This window comes from Paenibacillus sp. FSL W8-1187, from assembly GCF_037965485.1.
GTDB lineage: Bacteria > Bacillota > Bacilli > Paenibacillales > Paenibacillaceae > Paenibacillus_O > Paenibacillus_O pasadenensis.
On record NZ_CP150181.1, the window covers coordinates 3,200,172 to 3,224,109 of the forward strand.

At 67.4% G+C, this 23,938-nt stretch carries 15 protein-coding genes; 1 reads left to right on the forward strand and 14 read right to left on the reverse strand.

The annotated features are described in order from the left end of the window. Nucleotides 1-25 precede the first annotated feature (25 nt). Nucleotides 26-1,198: a GntR family transcriptional regulator gene (locus tag NYE40_RS13925; RefSeq protein WP_028596859.1), complete on the reverse strand. Its 1,173-nt coding sequence runs from the start codon at nucleotides 1,196-1,198 to the stop codon at nucleotides 26-28. A 333-nt stretch (nucleotides 1,199-1,531) separates the two neighbouring features. On the opposite strand from NYE40_RS13925, the gene NYE40_RS13930 reads away from it, so the two are divergent. Further along, a complete protein-coding gene (locus tag NYE40_RS13930; RefSeq protein ID WP_028596860.1) occupies nucleotides 1,532-3,607 on the forward strand; it encodes a GxGYxYP domain-containing protein in 2,076 nt (691 codons plus the stop codon). A 175-nt stretch (nucleotides 3,608-3,782) separates the two neighbouring features. On the opposite strand, the gene NYE40_RS13935 is transcribed toward NYE40_RS13930, so the two are convergent. The 13 genes from NYE40_RS13935 to NYE40_RS13995 form a co-directional block, all read right to left on the reverse strand. Next, complete coding sequence (locus NYE40_RS13935) at nucleotides 3,783-4,991, reverse strand: endospore germination permease (protein WP_339278573.1); 1,209 nt, start codon at nucleotides 4,989-4,991, stop codon at nucleotides 3,783-3,785. A 7-nt stretch (nucleotides 4,992-4,998) separates the two neighbouring features. Beyond that, on the reverse strand, nucleotides 4,999-6,228 hold the full coding sequence (locus tag NYE40_RS13940) for a Ger(x)C family spore germination protein (protein WP_052332828.1): 1,230 nt from the start codon (nucleotides 6,226-6,228) through the stop codon (nucleotides 4,999-5,001). Next, a complete protein-coding gene (locus NYE40_RS13945; protein ID WP_228551547.1) occupies nucleotides 6,225-7,916 on the reverse strand; it encodes a spore germination protein in 1,692 nt (563 codons plus the stop codon). The genes NYE40_RS13940 and NYE40_RS13945 overlap by 4 nt, the downstream gene beginning before the upstream one ends. A gap of 543 nt (nucleotides 7,917-8,459) precedes the next feature. Next, entirely contained in the window at nucleotides 8,460-10,508 is a 2,049-nt protein-coding gene (locus NYE40_RS13950; protein ID WP_052332829.1) for an alpha-galactosidase, read from the reverse strand. 146 nt (nucleotides 10,509-10,654) lie between these two features. Continuing rightward, complete coding sequence (locus tag NYE40_RS13955) at nucleotides 10,655-13,072, reverse strand: hypothetical protein (protein ID WP_052332830.1); 2,418 nt, start codon at nucleotides 13,070-13,072, stop codon at nucleotides 10,655-10,657. After that, a complete protein-coding gene (locus NYE40_RS13960; protein WP_028596861.1) occupies nucleotides 13,059-15,380 on the reverse strand; it encodes a class I SAM-dependent methyltransferase in 2,322 nt (773 codons plus the stop codon). Before NYE40_RS13960 ends, NYE40_RS13955 begins: the two co-directional genes overlap by 14 nt. 8 nt (nucleotides 15,381-15,388) lie before the next feature. After that, entirely contained in the window at nucleotides 15,389-16,231 is an 843-nt protein-coding gene (locus NYE40_RS13965) for a carbohydrate ABC transporter permease (RefSeq protein WP_052332831.1), read from the reverse strand. A 6-nt stretch (nucleotides 16,232-16,237) separates the two neighbouring features. After that, nucleotides 16,238-17,185, reverse strand: coding sequence for a sugar ABC transporter permease (locus tag NYE40_RS13970; protein WP_052332832.1), 948 nt, complete (start codon nucleotides 17,183-17,185; stop codon nucleotides 16,238-16,240). A 105-nt stretch (nucleotides 17,186-17,290) separates the two neighbouring features. After that, complete coding sequence (locus tag NYE40_RS13975) at nucleotides 17,291-18,643, reverse strand: sugar ABC transporter substrate-binding protein (protein WP_028596864.1); 1,353 nt, start codon at nucleotides 18,641-18,643, stop codon at nucleotides 17,291-17,293. A 105-nt stretch (nucleotides 18,644-18,748) separates the two neighbouring features. Continuing rightward, nucleotides 18,749-20,896 (reverse strand): amylo-alpha-1,6-glucosidase, encoded by a 2,148-nt coding sequence (locus NYE40_RS13980; RefSeq protein ID WP_339278574.1) that lies wholly within the window; start codon nucleotides 20,894-20,896, stop codon nucleotides 18,749-18,751. Between the two features lie 148 nt (nucleotides 20,897-21,044). Beyond that, nucleotides 21,045-22,064 (reverse strand): LacI family DNA-binding transcriptional regulator, encoded by a 1,020-nt coding sequence (locus NYE40_RS13985; RefSeq protein WP_028596866.1) that lies wholly within the window; start codon nucleotides 22,062-22,064, stop codon nucleotides 21,045-21,047. A gap of 107 nt (nucleotides 22,065-22,171) precedes the next feature. Continuing rightward, nucleotides 22,172-22,672 carry a hypothetical protein gene (locus tag NYE40_RS13990; RefSeq protein WP_028596867.1) on the reverse strand — a complete coding sequence of 167 codons (501 nt, stop codon included), beginning with the start codon at nucleotides 22,670-22,672 and terminating at the stop codon, nucleotides 22,172-22,174. Continuing rightward, nucleotides 22,669-23,922, reverse strand: coding sequence for a DNA polymerase IV (locus NYE40_RS13995; protein WP_028596868.1), 1,254 nt, complete (start codon nucleotides 23,920-23,922; stop codon nucleotides 22,669-22,671). The genes NYE40_RS13990 and NYE40_RS13995 overlap by 4 nt, the downstream gene beginning before the upstream one ends. Nucleotides 23,923-23,938 lie beyond the last annotated feature (16 nt).

Here is a 23,938-nt window from a genome sequence, read left to right on the forward strand (position 1 = left end):
GGCTGGCGTTTCTCGCTTGATCAAGCTAAACGGCGTCCGCCGCAGGCGGCGGTCCGGACGTCTGGCGGACGACCAGCTCGGGCTCGAGCAGCGTCTTCGCGTAGCGTCCGCCCGCCCCGCCGCCCGCCTGGATGACCTCCAGCAGCTTGTCGGCGGCCTGCGCGCCCATGTCGGACTCGAATTGGCGGATATGGGTGAACAGGCTGAACTCGTCCACGATCGAGGTCGGATCGTCGAAGCTGACGATCGACAGATCCTCCGGCACGCGCAGCCCCGCCTGCTTCGCCATCTGGTAGATCTGCACGGCGAGGCGGCCGTTCAGCGTAATGTAGGCGGTCGCCATCCGGTTGCGAATATACCGGAACAGCGGATGCGACTCCGCTTCCTTGAGGCTGTCCACCCGGAACCCGCTGATCATATGCGCGGGATTGATGAGCGCGCCCTTGCGCCGCAAGCCGTCGATATACCCTTCGATCCGCTCCTGCACGGTGACGGTCTGGATCGGCGAGTCGGAGCAGATGGCGATCTCGCGGTGGCCGAGCTCCCACAGATGGTCGACGGCGAGCGAGGTGCCGAGCCGCCCGTCGGCGGCGATGTAATTCGTCTCCACGCCGGGCAGGTAGCGGTCCATCAGCACGAACGGGAAGCCCGCGAACTTCATCGCGAGGATCTCCTCGTTGTACTGCTCCTCGTCCACGGGGAAGATGAGCAGCCCCTCGGCACCGATCTCCTTCAGCGTCTTGATCGCTTCCTTCTCCTGCTCCAGCTGGCCGCCGGACAGCAGGATGACGCTCCGGTAGCCGCGCCGCTCGAGCGCCCTGCGGGCGCCGTCGATGAGCCGGATCGCAAAATAGTCGTCGATGGACGGCATGACGAGCCCGATCAGCCCGGTCCGCCCGCGCGGGGCTGCGGCCGGCGAGGCGTCATGCGGCGCCAGGCCGGCGGGCGCGCCGGCGGCTGCGGCCCCTGCCGTCCGGTCGCTCACGAAGCTGCCCCGCCCCGGCACGCGGGTGATCCACCTTTCGTTGGCGAGGCCCGAGAGGGCGTTGACGACCGTGATCTTGCTGACGTTGAACTGCTCCATCAGCTCTTTTTCCGTCGGGATGCGGTCGCCGGCCTTGAGGCCTTCGCTTTCGATCCGCTCGCGGATGTAGTCTTGAATTTTCTGGTACAGCGGCGTTCGTTCGGTCGAGCTCATCGTTCCATCACCAGTTTCGGTTCGAGATTTGTATATATGATATAGGCTGAGTCCTCGAGAAGCAACCGCCGCCCTCCGGCGACATGGGCTCAAAGCCGCATCCCGCGCCGTTTTCTCGTATGACGATGGTCCTGGCCGGGCGCCCTTCGATGCATTTTGCGCTCCGAATTTGTCGAAGCCCTTGAATCATATATGTAAAATATATTAAATATAAATGCAAGCGATTTCAGTCCTCCATTCTCCGCCGAGGAGGTGAAGGCAAGCTTGCGGCCTCGCCGGCCGCGACATCCCGCCCTTGTTTCGCCATTCTGAGAAAAAGAGGTGCTTTTGTTAATGAAACGCAAGCTTACCGCCGCCGCTCTCGCGCTTGCCTGCTTCGGATCGTTCGGCCTCGGCGCGTCCGCCGAGCCCGGCCCTGCGGATGCCGCGGCCGGAGCCGCCAAGCCGCCGTCCGGCTCCATCTCCTGGCCCGCGCAGCAGCAGCTGCCCCGCTTCGCGAAGGTCAAGCAGCTCGAGGTCGCGGACATCTACGACGCCCCGGGCGACGTCAAGCTGCTTTTCGCTACGCTGCAGGGCCTCGTCAACCGCAGCGAGCCGCGCATTTACCTGCTTGAGAACAAGGAAGAGGGCAAGTTCGCCTGGCTGAACGAGCTGGACGTCCCCTACAAGGTCCGCGACAGCGAATGGTCGATTCTCGACAAGTTCAAGCAGGACGTCAAAGGAATCATCGTCTACGATCCGCAGCTGCCCGATTCGATCAACGTCGCCACGACGCTCGCCGGAATCAAAAGCGCCGTCGTCGCCAGCCCCGAGCTGGCCGAGAAGCTGACCGCCCCGCCGTATGCCTTCCCCGTGCTGGACGATCTGCGGGGACGCTTCAAGGACCGTCTCGACGCCTACGCCTGGCAGTACGAGCAGCTGTGGAGCCGGACGACGCGGCGCATGCTCGTCGGACTGAGCCCGGATACGTCCGTCCGCCTGCCGGAGAGCGGCATCCCGTCCTCGTTCAAGACGGTCGCCGAGGAGACGGCGCAGGAGCGGGACGCGGCCAACCGCAAGGTGTACGAGCTGGATTTGTCGCCGTTCCTCGGCCAGGAATCGGTCTACCTGCGCTTCGACGACGCCTTCCCGCAGGACGGCTGGGGCCCTGCCGTCCATGAGGTGGCGGTCCAGGCCGACGGGCAGGAGATCGCCCGCTTCGTCGCCGGCACTCCGCAGGAGCAGCCTTATCTGTACGACGCCCAGCAGTCGCAAGCATCGGAAGGCAGCGGCGGCCACCGCTTCGCCGACAACGGACGCTACTTCGTCTACCGCTTCACGCCGCCCGCAGGCGCCAAAAAGCTGACCGCCGCCGTCGAGATGTGGAACCAGTTCAAGGTCAGCGCCGGCAGCGCGCAGCCGCCCACGTCCGAGCAGAAGGAGCCGTACGGCTACCTGCGGGACTATGCCGTCGCCAACAAGGCGATGGTGTTCTGGCTCGACCCGAACCTCCCCCGGGAGCGGGAGCTGTTCGAGCGCATTCTCGCGGATACCGCCCCCGGCACGCCCTACCTCGGCTGGTTCAGCAACGATACGGCCGGAGAGTTCAGCGGCGTGGAGATCGCTTCGCGGCATAGCGTCTACGTGCTCGCCGCCGACTGGTTCAGCAACCTGACCGTCTTCTCCGGCGAGCGCCCGATCGGCGCGCCGCTCAAGCCCGCCAAGGCGCCGAAGCTCCAGAACAAGATCTACGTCAGCTATACGTTCAGCGAAGGCGACAACTTCCAGTACAACCAGCACCGGATGCGCGTCCTTTGGGACGATCCCGCGCGCGGCCAGGTGCCGATCAACTGGACGTCAAGCCCGCTGCTGCTGGACGGCGCGCCGGCGATGCTCCAGTATTACCTGAAGACGGCGACGCCGAACGACCAGCTCGTCTCCGGTCCTTCCGGAGCCGGCTACTTCTATCCCGAAGCCTGGCCGGACAGCACGTTCGCGTCCTTCCTGAAGCAGACGTATCCGTATCTGAAAAAGACCGGCATGACGATTCCCTACGTGCTCAACCGCATCGACAGCGACAACGTGCCGCTCAGCGCCGCCAAGGCGAGCGCCTATGCCGACGAGTACGATGCTCCCGGCCTGTTCCTCAGCTGGGAGGACCGGTTCGGCGTCGAGATCGCCCAAAACAAGCTGCCGATCTCGACGATCCAAGGCATCGGCACGGTCGACGACGGGAAGCGGGTCCTCGCCGCGGCCAAGGCAGGCTGGGACGGCAAGTCGCCGCTCTTCGTCTCGCTCGGCCTGCTCGCCTGGAGCTTGACGCCGACGGACGTCGCCGCCCTGAACGGCTCCCTCGGACCGGAATTCGAGGCGGTCCTCGCCGATCCGTATTTCTCGCTCGTGCGCGAGGCGAACGGCCTCAAGCGCTGATCCGCCGCATGGCGTGATCCGCCGCATGGCGCCCCTGCCCCTGCCCGGCCCGCCGCCGTTCGCGTCCGTTTTCCGTGCGCGGACGCGGGCAGCGCGGCCGGCCGAGGCGGCGCAGCGCCAAAAAAGCCCTTGGACGCGTCCAAGGGCTTTTTCGCTTGCGAACCAAGGACCGGGCTCAAGACGAGGATCGCGGCTCCCCGCCGCTTCGGCTTCCGCCCTTCGCTCCGTCCGCTCCGCCGGCCTTGCCTGCGCCGGTCTTGCCTGCGCCGGCTCGGCCTCCCTCCGCGCGCTGCCGCTCCGCCTTGCGCTTCACCCAGCCGATGCCCATGACGAGCATGAGCGCCGGGAGCAGCAGCTGGTAGATCGGCGTCAGCTTGAGCGACAGCTCCAGACCGAGCCACAGATGGAACGTGTTCGTCGGCTCCAGGAACGCCGCCCCGTAGATGATCGGTCCGATCATCAGGGCGCCGGCCGGCAGCGGCAAGCCGCAGGCGGAGCGCAGCAGCAGCGCGGACGCCAGATAGAGGGCCGAGATCTTGACGTACAGGCCGATGTAGAGCAGCAGCGTGACGAGGATGTCGAGCCGCTCGATGAAGCTGGCCAGCCGGATCAGCTCGACCGCCTCCAGCGTCGGCAGCGCCTTGATCGAGGCGATGGCCGGGCCGAGCACCATCATGATGACGGCGTTGACGGCGACCAGGAACAGAGCCACGACGGCGTAGGCGCCGTAGCTGGCCGCGCCCGCCCGCTTGCTGGCGGCGGCGTATTTCCAATAGACGAGCAGCACGATCGTCTGGCTGAACGGAAAGGCGAGCAGGTCGGGAAACGCCGTATCCAGCACCGGACCGAGGCCGTTCTCCAGCATCGGCCGCAGCCGGTCCGGCTCGATCCGCCCGGAGGCCAGCAGCAGCACGAGCAGCAGCACGTAGCTGCCCGCGTGCGCAGGCAGCAGAATCTGCGTGATCCGGAAAAACGTCTCGACCCCTTTGGTGACGGTATAAAACGCGATGCCCGTAATAAGCAGCATGACGCACCAGATCGGCGTTTCCGGCAGCAGCGTCATGCTCGTCAGCTCGCCGAAGTCGCGGACGTTCCGCATCGACTCGTAGGCGAGCAGCAAGCCCATCGCCAGCCCGAGCGCCGTGCCGATCGCCCGGCCGAAATGCAGCTTGAACAGCCCGGCGAGATCTTCCTCCGGAGCCCGGTTTTGCAGCGTCCGGTAGCCCCACAGCACGCCCAGGCCGGCGATCGCGGCGGCGCCGAGGGCGATCCACGAATCCTGCCTCGCGTCGATGCCGAGCTCGAACATCGGCGTGCTGCCGATGCAGAATAGGATCAGGAAGATCCCGATCTGCCCGGCGCTTATTCCTTCCGGCTTGCTCATGCCGCCCTCACTCCTTCCCGCGGCTGTCCTCGGCCGCCTGCTCATAGGAGCCGTTGCTCCGTCCGGTCCGGACGATCGATACGGCGACGTCCAGCTGGGTCTCGAGCTGCGGGAACAGCCTGTCGTTCCATTCCTGCTCGAGCGCCTTCCATTCCTTCGGATAGCGGAGCCTCAGCTCGTTGCCGAAGCCGGTCAGGTCCGTCCCCAGCCTCTGCGAGGCCTTGATGCCGTCCTCCATGTCCGACTTGAGCTCCTGCGCGATCCGCAGCTCCAGCTCCAGCAGGTCGGCGGGCTTGTCGAGCGCTCCCTTGCAGTTGTACTCGAGCAGCGTGCCGGCCGCCTCGGCCTTCACCCGCATGAGCCAGCCCCCGTCCGGCTTGCGCGTCGGAATCACCTGCGTCCGGACCTGCTTGAGGCGGATGCTGTTGCGCTTCAGCCTGGCGTCCGGACAGCCGAAGGAGACGGTCGTCTCCCGTTCCTTTCCCTTGACCCACATGAGGCCGCGCGTCTCATGCGTGGAGAGCCAGCCGACGAGCCGGTCCTCCTTGAAGACGCCGAGCTTCTGCAGCCTTACCTTGGCGCCGGTATGCGTCATCTTGGCCGCATCCACGGTGTCCACCGGCTCGTCCGATCCGCTCAGTCCGATGCCCGGCACGCCGGTCGTGCGGATCGGACTGAGCAGCTCCTGCGCGACGTCGAACACCGTCATCTGGCGGAAGTTGCCTCCCTGCTTCTCCTCCTGCGTGATGAGCCGGACGATGCCCGCCCCGGAAATCTTCTCCATCGGCAGCAGCTGCTCGAGAACCAAGCGCGCGCTGCCCTCCGTGACGAACATCATGACGGTCTCGCGCGAGTCGCCGTTGCGCATGTAAGCTTCGATCAGCTCGGCGATGCCCTTGCGGGCGGCCGCTTCGCCGACGATGACGACCTGGTTGTGGGCGAAATAAAGCCGCCGCGACATCTCCTGGGTCGCCTTGGACACCGCGCCCCGGAAGCTGTCGCCTTCGGTCGTGAACACATTGACCGGCGCATGGCCCGTGCCCACATACGAGCCCTGGGCCGAGATCGCGCTCGGGATGACGAGCTGATAGCTGAGCTTCCAGCGCCCGCTCTCCGTCACGTCTACCCCGGTCGCCGAGATGATGCCGAGCTCGTTGAGCTCCTGCCGGTCCCAGCAGCCCGCCGCGCCGAGCGGGAGCAGCGCGAGCAGCAGCGCGAGCGCCGCGAGCCGCCTCATGGCTTGCCGCCGGCCTGCCGCTTGCGGCTTCCTTTGCGGGCCAGCGCGGGACGCAGCGTCATGCTCCAGCGCGGCATGCGCAGGATCGTATCCCGCCAGCTTCCTTTGACCCAGGGCGCCATCGGCGCGAGGTACGGAATCCCGAACGAATGCAGCCCCGCCAAGTGGATGATGAGGATAAGGTCCAGGGAGATGATGCCGACGAACCCGAGCACGCCCGCGCTCAGCATGAACAGGAAGCGCATCAGGCGGGCGGCGTTCGCGATGTTGACCTGCGGCGCGACGAAGCTCGAGATCGCCGTGAAGGCGACGATGATGACCATCGCGGCGGAGACGAGCCCCGCCTGCACGGTCGCCGTGCCGATGACGAGCGCGCCGACGATCGAGATCGCCGGTCCGATCGCCCTCGGCATGCGCACGCCCGCCTCGCGCAGCACCTCGAACGTCAGCTCCATCAGCAGCGCCTCCACGAGCGCCGGGAACGGAACGCCCTCCCTCTGGGCGGACAGGCTGATGAGCAGATTGGTCGGCATCATTTCCTGATGGAAGGTCGTGATCGCAATGTACAGCGCCGGCAGGTGCAGGGAAATCAGAAAGGCGCCCATGCGTATGAGGCGCAGGAAGCTGGCGATGTCGAAGCGCTGGTAATAGTCCTCCGGCGACTGGAAGAAGCGGTACAGCGTGACCGGCGCGAGCAGCGCGAACGGGCTTCCGTCGGAGAGGATCGCCACATGGCCCTCCAGTAGGTAGGCGGCCGTCTGGTCCGGCCGCTCCGTATTGAGCAGCGTCGGAAAAAACGTGAACGTCTTGTCCTGGATATACTCCTCGAGGTAGCCGCTGTCGATGACGCCGTCGACGTCGATCGCCGCCAGCCGGCGCCGCGCCTCCTCGACCAGCTCCGGACGGGCCGTGTCCTTGAGGTAGACGAGCGCCACCTCCGTGCAGGTCTGGCGGCCGATGCGCCGCGACTCCACGATCAGCCGCTCCGAGCGGATGATGCGGCGCAGCTGGCCGAGATTCGTGCCGATCGACTCCGTGAAGCCCTGCTGCGGCCCGCGGATGACCGTCTGCGAGATCGGCTCCCCGACCGGGCGCCGCTCTCCCCCGTCGGCGTCGGCGGCGAGCGCCGTGCCGCTGCCGTCGATCAGGATGAGGCAGCAGCCGAGCAGCAGCGAGTCGAGCGCCTTCTCGATCGTCGCCACCGGCTCGGTCAGGCCGGCGGTGATGACGCCCGCGCGCAGTCGCTCCGTCGCCTCGGCCAGCCCGCCGCGGTCTGCGCGGCGGCCTTCCTCCGCGGGCGGAGGTGCCGATTGCAGCTTGTCGAGAATGCTCTCGCGGATGCCGTTCTCGTCCACGATGCCCTGCAGGTAGAGCACGGCGAGGCGGACGCCCGGAAAAGCCGGCGATTCCGTCATCCGCAGCCGCAGATCGGCGGAATCGCCGAATTGGCGGCGAATCGCCTGCGCGTTCGCCGCCAGCGACGCGCTGAGCGGCGTCGCGCTTTTGCGCCGGCCGGGCGAAGGGGCCGCCTTCAGCGGGCCCCCCGTCCGCTTCTCCGCTCCGCCGCCGCTCCGGTCCGCGGCGCTTGTATCGCCGGCGCCGCTCCGCGCGCCGCCGCTTCCCGCTCCGGTTCCGTCCGACGCTCCCGGACCGGATCTGGCCGTCTTGTTTCCGCCGCCGCTTTCCATCTCTTGTCCCTCCTTTGCCAAGTCGTCCTTATTTTGGGCCAGGAACAGGAAAATTATGTCCGCTCCATGCTGCGGCTCGCTCCTCGCTTTTTCGAACGTTGCCGGGGGAATATGGAGGACGCGCGCTGCGCTGGCTTCGCGCGGTTTTTCCGCGCGCAGGGCGCGTCAGCAGCTCCAGCAGCGGTACATTTACCACTGACGAGTGTGTTCTCCTCCGGATCGACATCGCCTCGTCTAACCGAATGGACGGTGAGACGGACTCTGGGGCCGTGCAGAAGTCCTTTGACGAAAAAAAATCGGGCTGCAGACTCCCCGGCACGCGATGCCAAGGCTGCAGCCCGAAAAACGGGGCAAGGCCTCCCCTTGTTCGTTCCATCCCCTAACCCGCCCGCGAAGATAGGCTCGCTTTAACGCCAAAAAAACCTTGCCGCCGCTCGAGGCGAAGGCAAGGCCAGACGGGACGACTGCAACGATTGCAACGGCTGGAACCCGGACTGCGGCTCTCGGCGACCGCCAGCCGGACGCCTCCAGCGGCAGCGGACGCTAGCCGGACGCCTCCGGCTGCTCCGGCGGCAGCAGCCGCAGCCGGTACAGCGCCGACTGCTCCTCCGCCCAGCCGTCGAACGCCAGCCCGTCCTGCAGCAGCGACGCTCCGGACCGCAGGAGCGGCTCCGACGTCCCTCCGAGCTCCCGCAGCTCGTAGGCTCCGTCCGGCCGCAAGCCCCGGAGCCGGACGACTCGGCTCGCCTCGCCGCCTTCCAGGCGGAAGACGGCCAGCAGATGCTCCTCGCCGAGCGCGTACTGGAACGCCGCCCAGCGGCTGCCTCGTCCATCGCGCAGCGGCTGCGCCGTCAGCCGGTACAGATCCGCTTCGCGCACGAAGCGGCTGACCTGCTCGCGGTAATCGCGGACATGGACGGCCAACCTTTCCGCCAGCCGCCGCGGAAGCTCGGGCAGCTTTTGCGAGACGCCGAACGCGCCGAGCATGCCAATGCGCGTATAGTAGTCGAAGCGGACTTCCGACAGCGTCGGATCCTGCGGATCGAAGCGCTGCTTGGCGAAGTCGCCGAGCCAGTGCGAATAGCTCCAATGCAGCGCGCGCTCGGGCGCGAGGAACGTGCTGGCGCCCCAGAACACCTGCAAGCTGTGCTCCGGCCAGTCGGGATCGCTGAGAAACGACAGATGCGTGACGCGGGCCATGCCGAGATCGAGCCGCAGCCCGCCCGAGGAGCAGTTTTCCAGCAGCACCTCCGGATGGACGGCGCGCAGCCGCTCCAGCACCTCGTACAGGCCGCGCACATGCTCGAACAGCCCGTCTCCCTCGCCATGCCCGTGATCGGTACGGTCGCAGCCCCCGAGCGGATCGACGTTGAAATCGAGCTTCACCCATTCGCAGCCGCTCTCGCGGATGAGGCGGTCTAGCTCGGCGAACGCCCACTCGCGCGCTTGCGGATTGCCGAGGCAGACGTAGCCGAGCGGCTCGCCCTCGCGCCGCGCCGGGAAGTCCGGCCTGCGCCCCGCGAGCTCCGCGTGCCGGCCCAGCCCTTCGATCTCGCACCACAGGCCGAAGCGCATCCCGAGCCGCCGAGCCTCGTCCGCGCACTCCCGCACTCCACCCGGAAACCGCATGCGGTTGACCTTGTCCCAATCGCCGCGCTGCTCGTGCCAGCCGCCTTCCGCATCCTCGCTTCCGAACCAGCCCGCGTCGAGCGTGCAGACGCCGAAGCCGAGCTCCGCCGCGGCCGCCGCGTTCGCCTTGAACGTCGCGGCGTCGATCTGCGTGTCTTCGTAGCTCCACCAATGGTTCCACTCGGCGGGCAGCTCGCGGCTCACCGCGTTGTCCGGGTACCAGTGGCGGCGTCCGACCCGCGCCAGCGGCAGCGAGAGCGCATGCCAGTCTCCCCCTTCCCCGGCGACGACCGCGACGGACGGCGTCCGCATCGACTCGCCCGGCTGAAGCGTCTTGAAAAACGCCCACTCGTTCAATCCGGCTCCGGCGTCGATGCCGCTCGGCGTCCGCCGGCAGGAGGCCGACCAGTTGCCGGACCAGATCGGCGACAGATGCACCAGGCGGCCGTCCGAGCGCTCCAGCGTCAGCCAGGGATGCATGCCCTTCGACGAGCGTCCCCAGCGCGTCTGCGCGATAAACTCGACATCCAGCTTTTCCGAGCGCGGCTCGAATTCCGCTCCCCAGTCGCTGTCAAACGCATGGACGATGTACTCGCCATCCTCCAGCCTCAGCCGCATCGGCTCGATCCGCTCGATCCGGAGCGGCTGATCGCCGGCGTTGCGGATGTCCAGCCAGCGCTCCGCCACCGCTTCGCCCTCATAAAATACCGTATGGCAAACGATATCGAGGCCCGCCCCGGCAAGCCGGGCCGACTCCCGCCAGCGACCCTCCTCCTGCCGCGTCTCCGTGCCGAGAGGCTGCAGCAGGGGAGACAGGCCGGTCAGCTCGGCTCCCCCGGCCGTCAGGCGAAACCCCTCTCCCGCGTCGCTCTCTGCGCCGAACAGGCCGATGCCCGTACCGAGCCGATGCGCGCTTCGCGACAGCAGCCGGCCCGGCTCGCTGTCTGCTCCTCTTGCCTTCATCCTCCGCTTCCTCCTTCCGGTTCGCTCGCTTCGATTGGTTCGACCGCCGTCCGGCCCTGTCCAGGCCTATCCAGCCTATCCGGACCTGTCAAAGCCAAATCCAGTCCTATCCGGCCCTACCCGGCCCTAACCGGACCGGCCCGGGCTCAAGCGCCGCCCGTTGCCGACCGGCGGATCCGCCGCACCGTGAGCGGCGTGCCGCCCCGGGCTTCCAGCCGCAGCTCGCCGTCGGCGCGGCCGACGATGCGGCAGTCCGCCCCGGCGGCCTCGACCTCCTCCCGCTCGCCGCAAGGCAAGGAGAGCTGCATCGTCCAGTCCGGAGCGCTCAGCTCGATGCGGTATTCGTCACCGTCCTCCCCGAGCCGGATGGCCATCGCCAGCTCGATGCCGTCCTGCTCGCCGCCGAGCAGGAGCCGGTCCAGCGAAGCCTCCTTCCAGGCTTCGGGCAGACGGGGCCTCAGCTCGACCCGCCGCTCATGGGCGCGCGGCGTCACGCCGAAGAACTGGCGCACGAGCGGGTAGTGCAGGCCGTAGCCCGTCCACGCCTGGACGAAGCAGCCGTAGTCCGGCGACATCTCGCTGATCGAGCCCGGCAGACGCCGGCCCAGCGTGCCGGCGATCTTGCCCATATTGCGCAGCGCCTCGTCCATCCGGCCGTAGCGCGCTTCCGCCACCGCCTGCACGGCGGTCGAGATCGTCATCATCTGCGTGCGGTACATGCCCGACAGATACATGCCGTCCGGGCCGGAGAACTCCTCGCCCGCCAGCCGGTCCAGCGCCCGCAGCGCCTTCTCCCGCGGAGCGAGCCCCGCCTCAAGAGGGGTGTTGACGACCCAATTCTTGAACAGCCAGGCACGCCGCTCGTCTGCGGGCGCCTCCTCGATCGACGCCAGCAGCCGCTCGAGCTCGCGCGCGGCCGCCGGCGCCTCCATCGCGTCGGCGCGGGCGACATGTACCGGCAGCCGCTCGCGCACCTCGCCGACCGACGCGACGGCATCGGCGTACAGCCCTTCCTCCTCGAGCCACAGCTCCTCGTCGATCTGCCGCTCCAGCCGATCCGCCAGCCGCCTCCAGCGCCGCGCCTCCTCGCCTTCGCCGACAAGCTCCGCCATCTCCGCGCCGTCCTTCAGCGCCTTCCAGGCGTAGACCGCCGTATCGACGAGCCGCACGTTCAAGCCTTCGATCTCGATGATGCCGTAGCCGAGAGGCAGCAGGTCGTCCGTCTCCTCCTTGCCGGCGAACAGCCATTCCAGCCCGTCCCGGACGGCCGGATAAGAGCGCTGCAAATACGCCCGGTCCCCGGTCCAGCAGAAGATTTCCCAGACGCAGGAGATGAAATGCGGCGTTTCCTGCGCGTTGCCCGGATGGGCCGCGACGCCGAGCGTCGTCAGCTCGTGCAGGATGCGCCCGTTGCCGTTCGCCTTGGCGGAGGCTTCGCGGATCAGCTCCGACGTCTCGATCGCGAGCGACTGGCGGCCGATCGTCAGCAGCGCCGGCAAGGCGTAGCTGTTGTCGCAGCCGAACCACCACGGATACTCCGGTATGCCCGCCGCCAGTCCGCGGCCGACGCCGGGAACGTCGACATGCAGCCACTCGGCATGGACCTTCGCCCAATCGAACGCCTCGACCAGCCGCTCGTCGGGCAGCTCGACCGTCGTGCGCCCCGCGTATTCCTCGTAGCGAAGCCGCTTCTGGCCGCGCAGCTCGGCATGCCGCTCGCGGATCGTACGGAACGAGGCGAGCGCCTCCTCCTCGGAGACGGACGAGCCCGCCACGAAATAGCGCAGCCGCGCCGTCCCTCCAGCGGCAAGCTCGATCCGCCGCTTCACATGCCCCGCCGCTCCCGGTCCGGCGGTGCGCGGCGCGTCCGGACCGTAGTCCCCGACCGCCGCCTCCGCCTCATCCGTCTCCGCGCCGAATACGACGGTCCACGGATGAGCCGTGTCGCGAGCCGCGATGCCGATGCCGGGAACCGCCGCCGCCTCATCCGGGGCGTCCTCGACGCCGGCCTGCTCGCTGAACCAGACGGGACGCAGGTCGGAGCGCGCCTGAAACACGACTTCCAGCTCCCGGCTCCGGCCGCTGCGATCGCGCAGCTCGAGCTCTACGACCAGTCCCGCCAGCCCGTCGGGGCAAAACTGCGAGCGGACAGCCTCCAGCTCCAGCGCCGGCAGCGTGTAGACATGCTCGTTGAAATAAGCGTAGTTGCGGAACTGCTCCGCCTTTTGCAGCCATTCGCCGCCGGCCGATCCGCCAGCGCCAGCTTCGGCCACATGCACCCAGAAGCCGTCCAGCAGCTTGATCGGATGCGCCCACAGCCCGCCCATCTCGTCCGGAATATGATGGCCGAAATCGGGAAAGCCGCCGTCCTGCGCGCCGATCAGCATGCTGCGCGTTCCGGCCGCGACGAACAGATCGAGCGGCTCTCCCTCGCGATTGCGGCGGCTCGCCTGCAGCCCGCGCAGCCGCTCCGCTCCCGCGGTCCGTTCCGCCCCTTCGGTCCGCTCTACTCCCGCGGTCCGTTCCGCTCCCGCGAACGGCTCGTTGTCTCTATCGGTTGACATGGGCCCCTCCCCTTTCCTTGGCTTTCGACGCTTCCCCGCGCCCGAAGCGCGCGGCGGGAAGCAGCAGCAAGTAGCATAGGCATGCGGCCGCCAGCGTCCAGCGCAAGCCCGCCGTCAGCGCCAGCGCGGCGCCGAGCCAGGAGCCCCACAGCCCCGCGATGCCGGAGACGGCGAACAGCAGCGGCGAGCTGCCCGGCCGGCGCCGCTCGGCGACGGCCAGGCGCTGCGGCAGCGGCACGCCGGCCAGCAGGCCGATCGCCGCGCCCGCCAGCCCGAGCGCCCCGAGCCGGGCCGCGGCCGGCAGCGCCGTCAGGCTGCCGCCCCACAGCGCCTCGGCGGCGGTCAGCGCGGCGATCAGCAGCGCCGCCCCGATCGCCGCCGCCGATTCCGGCAGGCGGCGCCCGGCGAGCCGGCTGCCGAGGCTGCCCCCGGCCAGCATCGCCGCCAGCACGATCGCGGCCGCCAGCGCCGGACTGCCGGCATATTTGAGCGCCTTTTGGATCAGCGCCGCCTGCAGCAGCATATAGCCGGCTCCGGCCAGCACGGCGACGAGCAGGCTCGCCTGGTCCGCCCGCGCTCCGGACGGACCGGCCGCCCGGGACAGCGCGCGCTCGCGCCTCCAGATCCAGACGCCGAGCAGCGCGGTGAGCAGCGCGACGGCCGCCAGCCACGTCCGCAGCGATGCCGGCAGTCCCGGCGTCAGCAAGTAGAAGAACGGCCGGTCGTCGACCGTCGGATAGACGTTGTAGTCCGAGTCGGCGACAAACCGATCGAACGGCATGGCGCCGTCGATGAGCGGCTTCAGCAGCTGCTCGCTGCTCCCCGGCAGGAACAGCGTCTGCAGCTTCAGCGCCTGCGCTCCCGCGAGCAGCGTATCGAGCTGCTTCTGCTGCAGCGGCTGCCGCTGCAGCACCGTCAGCGCCAGCCCCGGCGACTTCGATTCGGGCGAAGCGAGCAGCAGCGCGGCGTGGCGCACCGCCTCCGCCGGCTTCGCTCCGGTCAGCTCCATATGCGCCGCAAGCGCCGTATAAAAGGCGCGTACGCCCTCGATGCCCTGATGCGAGACGACGATCAAGCGGCCGTTTTCGTTCAGCTTCTGCATATAGGCTTGAAACGCTTCCCGCGTGAACGCGTAATTTTCGCTCAGCGCGTGCCCGTTCGTCCCTCCGACCTGGGAGTAGACCAAATCGAGCGCGATCAGGTCGAAGCCGCCGTCCGAGCGCTCCAGCACGCTGCGCCCGTCGCCGACGACGACCTCGACTCCGGGCTCGGCCAGCAGGGCTCGGCCGAACTGCTCGTCCTCGCGCATCGCCTGGACGAGCGAGCCGCTCATCTCGACCGCGGTCACCGACTTCGCGCCGGCGAGCAGCGCGTACAGGATGTCGCGCCCGCCGCCGGAGCCGACGATTGCCGTCTTGCCGGCCGGACCGGCGGCGAACGGCAGGAACTCGATGTCGCCGGCCAGAGAGGCGACCGAGCGCAGGTTCCCGTCGTAGCGGTACATGTAGCTGCCCGCTCCGCCGTCGACGAATACCGTCTTGCGGTCCGCTTCCGCGCCGCCGACGACGTCGGCGCGCGCGAACGCGTCCCAGTAGGAGCGCTCCAGCTCCGCTCCCGGCTGCCGCAGCGCGGCGACGATCGTTTTGTCCGGAGCGGCCCCCGACAGTCCCGCGAAGTTGATCTGCCACAGGCCGGGCCCGCCTGCCGCGGCGACCAGCGGCACGGCCGCGAGCAGCAGCGCCGCCGTCCAGCGGCGCTGCGCCGGCCTGCGCTCCGGCCTGCCGCCGGGCAGCAGCAGCGCCGCGGCGAATGCCGGCGCGGCCAGCGCGAACAGCGCCGCCAGCCCGCCCAGCAGCTGCAGCAAGCCGTAGGCGGCGGCGACGCCGAGCGCGGCGCCGAGCAGGTCGGCCGCATACAGGCGGCGAGGCTCGGCTCCGGACGACAGCGCCTTGCCCATGCACCAGCCGAACAGCACGAACGGCACGGACGCCGCCAGCGCATAAAGCGGCAGCTGGCCGACATAGGGGTAGCGGGCAAGCGCGAAGCTCAGCAGCGCCGCGTAGAGGCCGGTCGCGAGCGCCGCTCCCGCGGCGGACGAGCCGGGCCGCTCCGGCAGCGCCCGCGCCGCGTAGCCGCCGATGCCGATGCCCAGCACCGCGAGCGAGACGACGAGCGAGACGTAGTGATATTGCAGCAGCACGCCGAATACGCGGGTGAGCGCGATTTCCAGCCCGAGCGCCGACGCCGACAGGCAGCCGATGCCGAGCATCCAGCGCAGAGAGGCAGGGCGGGCGTTCGCGGGAGCCACGATCGATCTCATCCTTTCATGCCGGTCAGCGTGATGCTTTCGACGAAGTATTTCTGTCCGATGAAATAAAACACGAGCGAAGGCAGCATCGTGACGACCGAGGCGGCCATCAGGAAGTTCCACTGCACGTCGTTCTGGCTCTTGAAGAAGTTGATGCCGAGCGAGAGCGTATACAGGTCCGGCTTGCTCAAATACAAAATCGGCTGCATGAAATCTTTCCAGGAATCGTTGAACTGGAAAATCGCGATCGTCACGATGGCCGGAACGGTCAGAGGGAGGATGATCCGCAGCAGGATGCCGAACGTGGACGCGCCGTCGATCTTGGCCGCTTCCTCGAGGTCGGCAGGGATGGAGAGGAAAAACTGCCTAAGCAGAAAGATGAAGTAGGCCTTGCCGAAAAACAGCGGCACGATGAGCGGATAAAACGTGTTGATCCAGCCGAACTCGCTGAACAGATAGAACTTCGGAATCATCGTGACCGTGTCCGGCAGCATCATCGTCGCCAGCGTCAGCAGGAACAGCGCGTTGCGTCCGCGCGCGCGGAAGCGGGCGAAGCCGTACGAGACGACGATGCAGGAGACGACGGCGCCGACGATCGACAGCGACGTGATGAGAAGCGTGTTGTTGAACCAGGTGCCGAACGGCAGCGAGGTGAACGTCGTTTTGTAGTTGCTCCAGCGGATCGGATCCGGCACCCACTTCGGCGGCCAGGCGAACACCTGGTACGATTCCTTGAGCGAGGTGGACAGCATCCAGGCGAACGGCACGAGCATGACGAGGGAGCCGAGCGCCAGCAGGAAATAGACGGGCGCTTGCCGCAGCAGCGCGCGGATGGGATTCGTTTTGGCCATGGCGGCTCAGCTCCTTTCTCCTTCGTAATAGACCCAGGCGGCGGATGAGCGGACGACGAGCGCCGTCAGGCCGAGGATCAGCACGAACAGCACCCAGGCAAGCGCGGAGGCGTAGCCCATGCGGAAGTTCTGGAAGGCGTGGTCGAACAGGTAGAAGTTGAAGAACAGCGTCGAGTTCATCGGTCCGCCCTTGGTCATGACGTACGCTTCGCCGAACGCCTGCATCGCCCCGATGATGCCCATGACGAGGTTGAAAAAGATCGTCGGCGTCAGCATCGGCACGGTGACGCACCAAAACTTCTGCAGCGGTCCGGCGCCGTCCAGCTCCGCCGCCTCGTACAGCGTCGACGGAATGCCCTTGAGCCCGGCCAGCCAGATGATGACGCTGCCGCCGACCGACGACCAAAGGCTCATGATGACCATCGACGGCAGCGCCCAGTCGGGGTCGAAGATCCAGCCCGGGCCTTCGATGCCGAACGCGCCGAGCACCATGTTGATGAGTCCGATCTGCGGGTTGAAGATCCACATCCACAGCACCATGACCGAGACGCCGCTGACGACCGACGGCAGGTAGAAGATCGTGCGGAACAGGCGCATGCCGCGTACGGCCTGGTTGAGCAGCAGCGACAGCAGCAGCGAGAAGACGAGGCCTAGCGGCACCGAGAACAGCGCGTACAGCGTCGTCACCTTGAGCGACTGCCAAAACAGCGGATCGCCGGTGAACGCCTGGGTGTAGTTGCGCAGGCCGACGAACTCGGCCGGCGTCAGCATGTCCCAGCGGGTCAGGCTGATGCCGAGCGAGACCGCCATCGGCACGGCGAAAAAGACGGCGAGGCCGATCAGCCAAGGCCCGGTCAACGCGTAGAACGCCAGCTCCTCCTTGCGCTCCGCGCGCGTCAGCCGCCGCTTCGTACGCTTGCCGCTCCCAGCTTCGCTTGCGGGTTGCGTTTTCATGGACAGACACCTTCTTTCCTAGGCTGCGACCGGTAGACCGCCCGTTGGCGGGTCTGCCGGAGAGAAATGCGGCGGGAAGCCGCTTCGAGGCTTCCCGCCGGATCGTTACTGCTGCTGCGCCGTCGCCAGATCGGCGGTCGCCTGCTTGGCCGCGGCGTCCAGCTCGCTCTTGATGTCGAGCGGCTTGCCGAGCATCATTTTGTCGAGCACCGTCTGCATCGCCTTGCCTCCCGAAGCGCTGAAGTGCTCGCTCGTCTTTTCCGGGAATTCCTTGATGTTCGGGATGTCGTCGAGGAACGGCTTCAGATGCTCGTTGGACGACTGGCCGAGCTTCTCGGTCGTCGACTTGACGGCGGTGAACGCGTACTGCGCCATGATTTCCTGGCCTTGCGGGCCGGTCAGGTACTTCAGGTAGTCCCAGGCCGCATCCTTGTTCGCCGACTTGGAATAGAGGCCGTAGCCGGAGTAGCAGATCGTGTTCGCCGCTCCCGCAGGTCCGGCCGGCATTTGCGCGACGCCGAAGTCGAGCTCCGGATTTTTCTCGTATTCCGCGACCGGCCAGCGTCCCGTCACCGTCATCGCGACCTTGCCGGCGGCGAACAGGTCGACGCCCTGGAAGGCGGCCGAATCGGTGCTGGAAGGCGTGATCTTATCCTTCAGGTACATGTCCTGGTACAGCTCGAGCGCCTTGACGGTGCCGTCGCTGTTCATATAGCCGTCGTACGACTTGCCGTCGGGGCTGATGACGCTGCCGCCGTAGCTGTGGATCAGCGGCAGAATCGCGCGCAGCCACGTGCCGGGCAGATTGGCCCCCCACTGCGTCGTCTTTTCGCCCTTTTTGACGGTCAGCTGCTTCGCCGTCGCATAAAAGTCGTCCCACGTCCAGCCCGCCTGCGGATAAGCGACGCCCGCCTCGTCGAACAGCTTCTTGTTGTAGTAGACCGCGATGTCGGAATAGTCCTTCGGCAGCGTGTAGTACTGGTCGCCGAGCTTGCCGACGTCGAGCACGCTTTCAAAATAGTCCTGCAGATCGATGCCCGAGGAGCCGCCGATATACGGCGTCAGATCCTCCAGCGCGCCTTTTTGCATGAACATCTTCACGTCGCCGTCGCCGACCTGGAACACGTCGGGCGCCTGGCCGGCGGCTACTTGCGTCAGCAGCTTCGTGCCGTATTGGTCCGGCACCGACTCGATGGCGATTTTGACGTTCGGGTGCTCCTTCATATAGTTGTCTGCGATCTGCTGCTGCTGCTTCAAGCCGTCGCCGCCATCCCAGGTGCCGATGCGAAGCGTTACGTTCTCGGCCTTCGGCGCGGCCGAGCCGTTCTCGGAAGCGCTTGCACTTGGCGCCGGAGTCGATGCTCCCGTGTCTCCGATGCTGTTGCCTCCGCTGCAGCCGGACAAAGCGACCGTAGCGGCCAATCCGAGCGCGGTGAATGCTGTTCCCCTTTTTCTCATGCCCAAAACACTCCTTTTTTGGATGGTGTCGGTATGTGTTTCAAAGGCTGCCGCCGCCCAGGGCGGCGGAGCCTGAAAAACCTTCGGTTAAACGGTCCGCGGAGCTCAGACCGGGGCCGCGGCCGCCGCCTCGCAGCGGACGGCGAGCCCGGTCGTGTTGGCGGTGACGACGGCGCGGAAGCCGTCCCTCTCGCGGCGCACCTCCACGTCGAGCCGTCCTTTGCCGATGCGGATTCCTTTCGCCTCCAGCCGGTCCATGCCGTCCGGCAGCGACGGAGACAGCGTCACGACGCCGTCTGCGCAGTCGGGGCGAAGGCCCAGCATCGCCGTCAGCATGACGAGCGGCGTGCCCGCCGCCCACGCCTGCGGCGAGCAGGCGACCGGATAGCGCACCGGCTTGCCGGCGTCGCGGCCGTAGCCGCAAAACAGCTCCGGCAGCCGCGCGCCTTCGAAATGGGCGGCAGAGGCGAGCAGCCCCTCGACGACGGTCGCGGCTTCTGCCGCGAAGCCTTGCTCGGCCAAGCCGAGCAGGCACATGGAATTGTCATGGGGCCAGACGCTGCCGTCGTGATAGCTCATCGGATTGTAGCCGGTCTGCCCGGCGGCCATCGTGCGGATGCCGTAGCCGCTGAACAAATCCGGCGCGACGAGCCGCCGTGCGACGGCTGCCGCCCGCTCCGGCGCGAACAGTCCGGATGACAGCGCATGGCCCGGGTTCGAGGTGACCGACCGCACCGGACGCCCGTCGCGGTCGAGTGCGATCGCGTAGTACGACTCGTCCTCGAGCCAGAATGCCGCCTCGAACCGCTGCCGCAGCGCCTCCGCCTCCGCCTCCAGCCGCCGGGCCCATTCGTCCCATCCGTCGCCCGGTCCCTCGCTCAGTCCGGCGAACTGCCGGGCGAGCTGCGACTTGGCGCGGTAGACGTAGCCCTGCACCTCGACGAGGGCGATCGGCGTCGCCGCGTACTCTCCCTCGCAGTGCACGATCGAATCGGCGGAGTCCTTCCAGCCTTGATTGGCGATGCCCTTGGCCGACTCGCTGTGATAGGAGACGAAGCCTCCGTAGCGGGCGGCGTTGTCGTCGACCCATTGCAGCGCCCGCTCCAGATGCGGCTTCAGCTCGCGCAGCGCCTCGGCCTCGCCGGTCCAGCGGACGTATTCGGCGGCCAGCAGCAGGAACAGCGGCGTCGCGTCGACCGTGCCGTAATACGGAGAGAACGGCACCTGATCGGTGGCGGCCAGCTCTCCGCGCCGCAGCTCGTGCATGATCTTGCCGGGCTGCTCGTCGCGCCAGGCGTCGTGGCGGTCGCCTTGCCAGCGGGCCATCATGCGCAGCGTCGCCAGCGCCGTTTCCGGACGGATCGGCAGCAGCTGCAGCGCCGTGATGAGGCTGTCGCGGCCGAACAGCACGGCGTACCACGGCAAGCCGGCGACCGGGAAGCGGCCGAGCCCCTCGTCGTTCAGCAGCACGCGCAGATCCATCAGCCCCCGCTCGTAGAGCGCGTCGAGCAGCGGACGGTCGCTGCGGACGGAGCAGCTGCCGTCCCTCCAGTCGGCGTACTCCGCCTCCAGCCGAGCCAGCGCCTCGGCCGGCCGCAGCGGCGACGGCTCGACCCCCGCCAGCGAAGGCAGCAGCCGCAGCGACAGCTCGGCGCTCGCTCCCGGAGCGAGCGACACCGGCCGGCGCAGGACGCCGTCCGCGCCGGCGACGGCCGCCGCGGCGTCCCAGACGACGCGCAGCGCCCGGGCGATGCCGTCGGAGCCGTCATAGGCGAAGCGCAGCTCGCCGGGAGCGGCCTGCGGCGGATGCGCGACGCCGAGCTTGCCGCCCATGAAGCCGCGCACGACGAACATGTCGGTGAAGTCGGCCTCGAAGCGGATCGCCAGCTCGAAGTCCAGCGGCTGCGGGCTGAAATTCGTCATCCGCACGGTCTCATACAGCACGTCTCCGTAAATGAAGCGCTCTCGCCGCAGCTCCACCGACTCGCGCCACAAGATCAGCTTGCCGTCCTCCTCCATATGCGGATTCGTCAGCACGACCGTCGCCGCGTAGTTCTGATCCGCCTCCGAGGCGAGCACGATCGGCCTGCGTCCGTTGACGAGCAGCTCCATCCGGCTCAAGAAGCGGGTATCGCTCCGGTACAGGCCGTATCCGGTCAGCTGCTCCTCGCCCGCCGTCTGCTCGGGCGTGACGTCGCCCGCCAGATTCGTCAGGAGGAACAGATCGTTTTCTTTCAGGACCCGGTAGTTCATGTTCATTCTCCTTCGTCGGCCGCATCGCTCGGGATGATGCCGCCCTTCATTTCTAGGAGCGCTCGTACCGCTCCAGCTTTATCCAAAACGTTTCGGATTTGATGGAAACGAAACCGCCTCGCACAGGCGGCATCTCCATTTGAAGCCGTTACTCCTTGCAAGGCGCCGTGCTTTTGCGGACGACCAGCTCGGAATGAAGAACGATCTTGCGGCCGACCTCCCGCTGCTCCAGCATGTCGATCAGCAGCTGCGCCGACTGGTAGCCCATCTCGTAGCGGTCCTGGCGGATCGTCGTGAGCGGCGGCGAGCAATGCGCGGCGATGGCGATGTCGTCGTAGCCGACGATCGACATCTGCTCCGGCGCCTTGCGTCCCATCCGCTCGAGCGCCCGCAGCGCCCCGAGCACCATCAGGTCGCTCGCCGAGAAGACGGCGGTGACGTCCTTACGGTTGTAGCCGATCTCGTACATTGCCTCGAAGCCGCCCTCCTCGCGGAAGCCGCCGTTGTAGACGAGCTGCGGATCGAACGGAATGCCGGCCCCTTCCAGCGCCCGCCGGTATCCCTCCAGCCGATCCCGGCTGACCGCCGCCTCGTCATGCCCGTTGATCATCGCGATGCGCCGGTGCCCCAGCCCGATCAGATGGCCGACCGCCGCAGCCGCTCCCTTCACGTTGTCGGTCGTCACGTGGCCGACCTCGCGGCTTTCCAGCGGGATGTCGATCAGCACGCACGGGAAGTCGGTATCGTGCACGACCTCCTCCAGGTACGGATCATGCAGCCGCAGCCCCGACAGGATCGCGCCGTCTACGTTGCGCTCCTTGCACAGGTCGGCGTAGGACTTGGACTTCTGCTTCTTGGAGCTGGTGCTGAACAGCAGGATGTCGTAGTCCAGCTCCGTCGCCCGGTCGTTGATGCCGCACAGCGTCTCGAATGCGAGCGAGTCCTTCGCGCCCTCGCGGTTGATCTCGGACAGGATGACGCCGATCGTGCGCGTCTTTTTCGTCACCAGGCTGCGGGCTACGGCATTGGGCCGATAGCTCAGCTTCTCCGCGATCGCCTGGATTTTCTGCCTCGTCTTTTCGTTCACGTCGTAATAGCCGTTGAGCGCCCGGGATACGGTCGTGACGGATACGCCTGCCGCCTTCGCGATGTCTTTGATCGTTGTCAAACGTACCCCCCTCATCTTTCCAAAACGTTTCGGAAACCTGTGAGCTCATTATAGGCGGAGATGTAAGCCTTTGCAACCCTTTTTTTCCCCGCCGCAAGCAGCCCCGGTCAAGGGGCTCCCTCCGTCCCTCGCTTTTTCTTGCCGTCATCCTTCATCCGCTCGGCCAGCTCCGCCGCATACCGGGTCAGGCGCCAGCTGATCTCCGAGCGCATCACCTCGCGGGTCATGCCGAAGTGCTCCTCGTAGCCCCGGCAGTAGTAGCGATGATGGACGATCGAGGACGACTGCTCCTCCGCGACGATGCGGATGTTGCGGGCCTTCAGCTCGCGGCGCAGCGCGTACTGGTCCTGCATGATCCGGTTCAGCACGAGCTGGCCGGCGGTGCCGTACAGCCGCCGCAGCATGTTGCCGGAATGCTCGAGCTCGGCGAGGCTCTTCTCGACCATGACGGCCATATGGGGAAGGAGGATGGAGTCGCGGATCATGACGCGCTCCTCCGCCGTCGTCACCTTGGCCTCCGCTCCCGCCTGGCTCCGGTCATACTGCTCCACATGCTCGGTCAGCAGCATCTTGGACTTCCAGCGCTCGTTGCCGTCCAGCTTGCTCATCGGTAATGCCCCCCAATCTGTTCGGCGCGCTCGCGCGCCACTCCCGCTTCCAGCAGCGACGACGCCCGCATGATGGCGTCCGCTCCGAACCGTTCCTTGATGCGGTCGATCGTCTGCTCCTTGCGATAAGCCCGGTCCCGGTCCTCGAACAGCGTCAGCTGCATGACGCCGTCGTCCGTCAGTCCCGAGACGGTCACGCTCAGCCGCCCGACCGGCAGGCCGCTCCAGTGGCGCGCGAACAGCTCGCGCGCCGCCGCGGCGACCTCATGCGTCAGCGACGTCGGCTGCCCCAGCGTCAGCTGGCGGCTGAAGCCGCCCGTCCGCTCGCCGTCGGTCTCCGTCGCGGACACCGCGACGACCGTTCCCATGCAGCCGTGCCTCCGCATGCGCTGGCACACCTCGAGGACGAGCTCGAGCAGCACGACCTCGATATCCGCCCGGCAGCGGTACATCCGCCAGCGCAGCGCCTTGCCGTGGCCGACGGACTTCAGCTGGTGGCGGATGCCGGAGACGACCGGGCTCGGGTCGATGCCGCGCGCCGTCTGCCAGTAGTAGCCGGCCTGGATGTCGCTCTGCCGCCCCATCTCGAGCCGCATGCGCCGCTTGAACTCCGGGAACTCCAGCCGCGCGATGTCGCCGATCGTCGTCAGCCCCATCCGGTTGAAGTGCCGGGTCATCCGCGAGGCGACCATGAACATTTGATGCACCGGCAGCGTCCACAGCGTCGCGTCCAGCGTCTCCGGCCTCAGCTCGAACACGCCCTCCGGACTCTTCTTGGCGTAATTGTCGGCGGCCATCTTGGCCAGAATCTTCGTCGGGCCGATCCCGATCCGGGACTTGATGCCCGTCGACAGCAGGATATGGTTCTGGATGTCGCGCGCCGTCCGCCTCGGCCCGCCGTAGTAGGCCGCGGAGCCCGTGACGTCGAGGAACTGCTCGTCGATGCTGTAGGGCTCGACCTGATCCGTGTACCGTTTGAAAATCTGCGTGATGAACAGCGACACCTCGATGTAGCGCTGCATCCGCGGCCGGATGACGACCAGCTCCGGACAAAGCGTCAGCGCCTCTCCGACCCGCGAGGCCGTCGTCACGCCGCGCGCTTTGGCGAGCGGGCACGCCGCCAGCACGATGCCGCTCCTCCGCGACGGATCGCCGACGGCGACCGGCTGGTCGCGATATTCGGGATGCGCCGCCTTTTCCGCCGAGGCATAGAACGACTGGCAGTCCGCCAGCAGGATCGCTCTCTCCACCGGGCATACCTCCTGC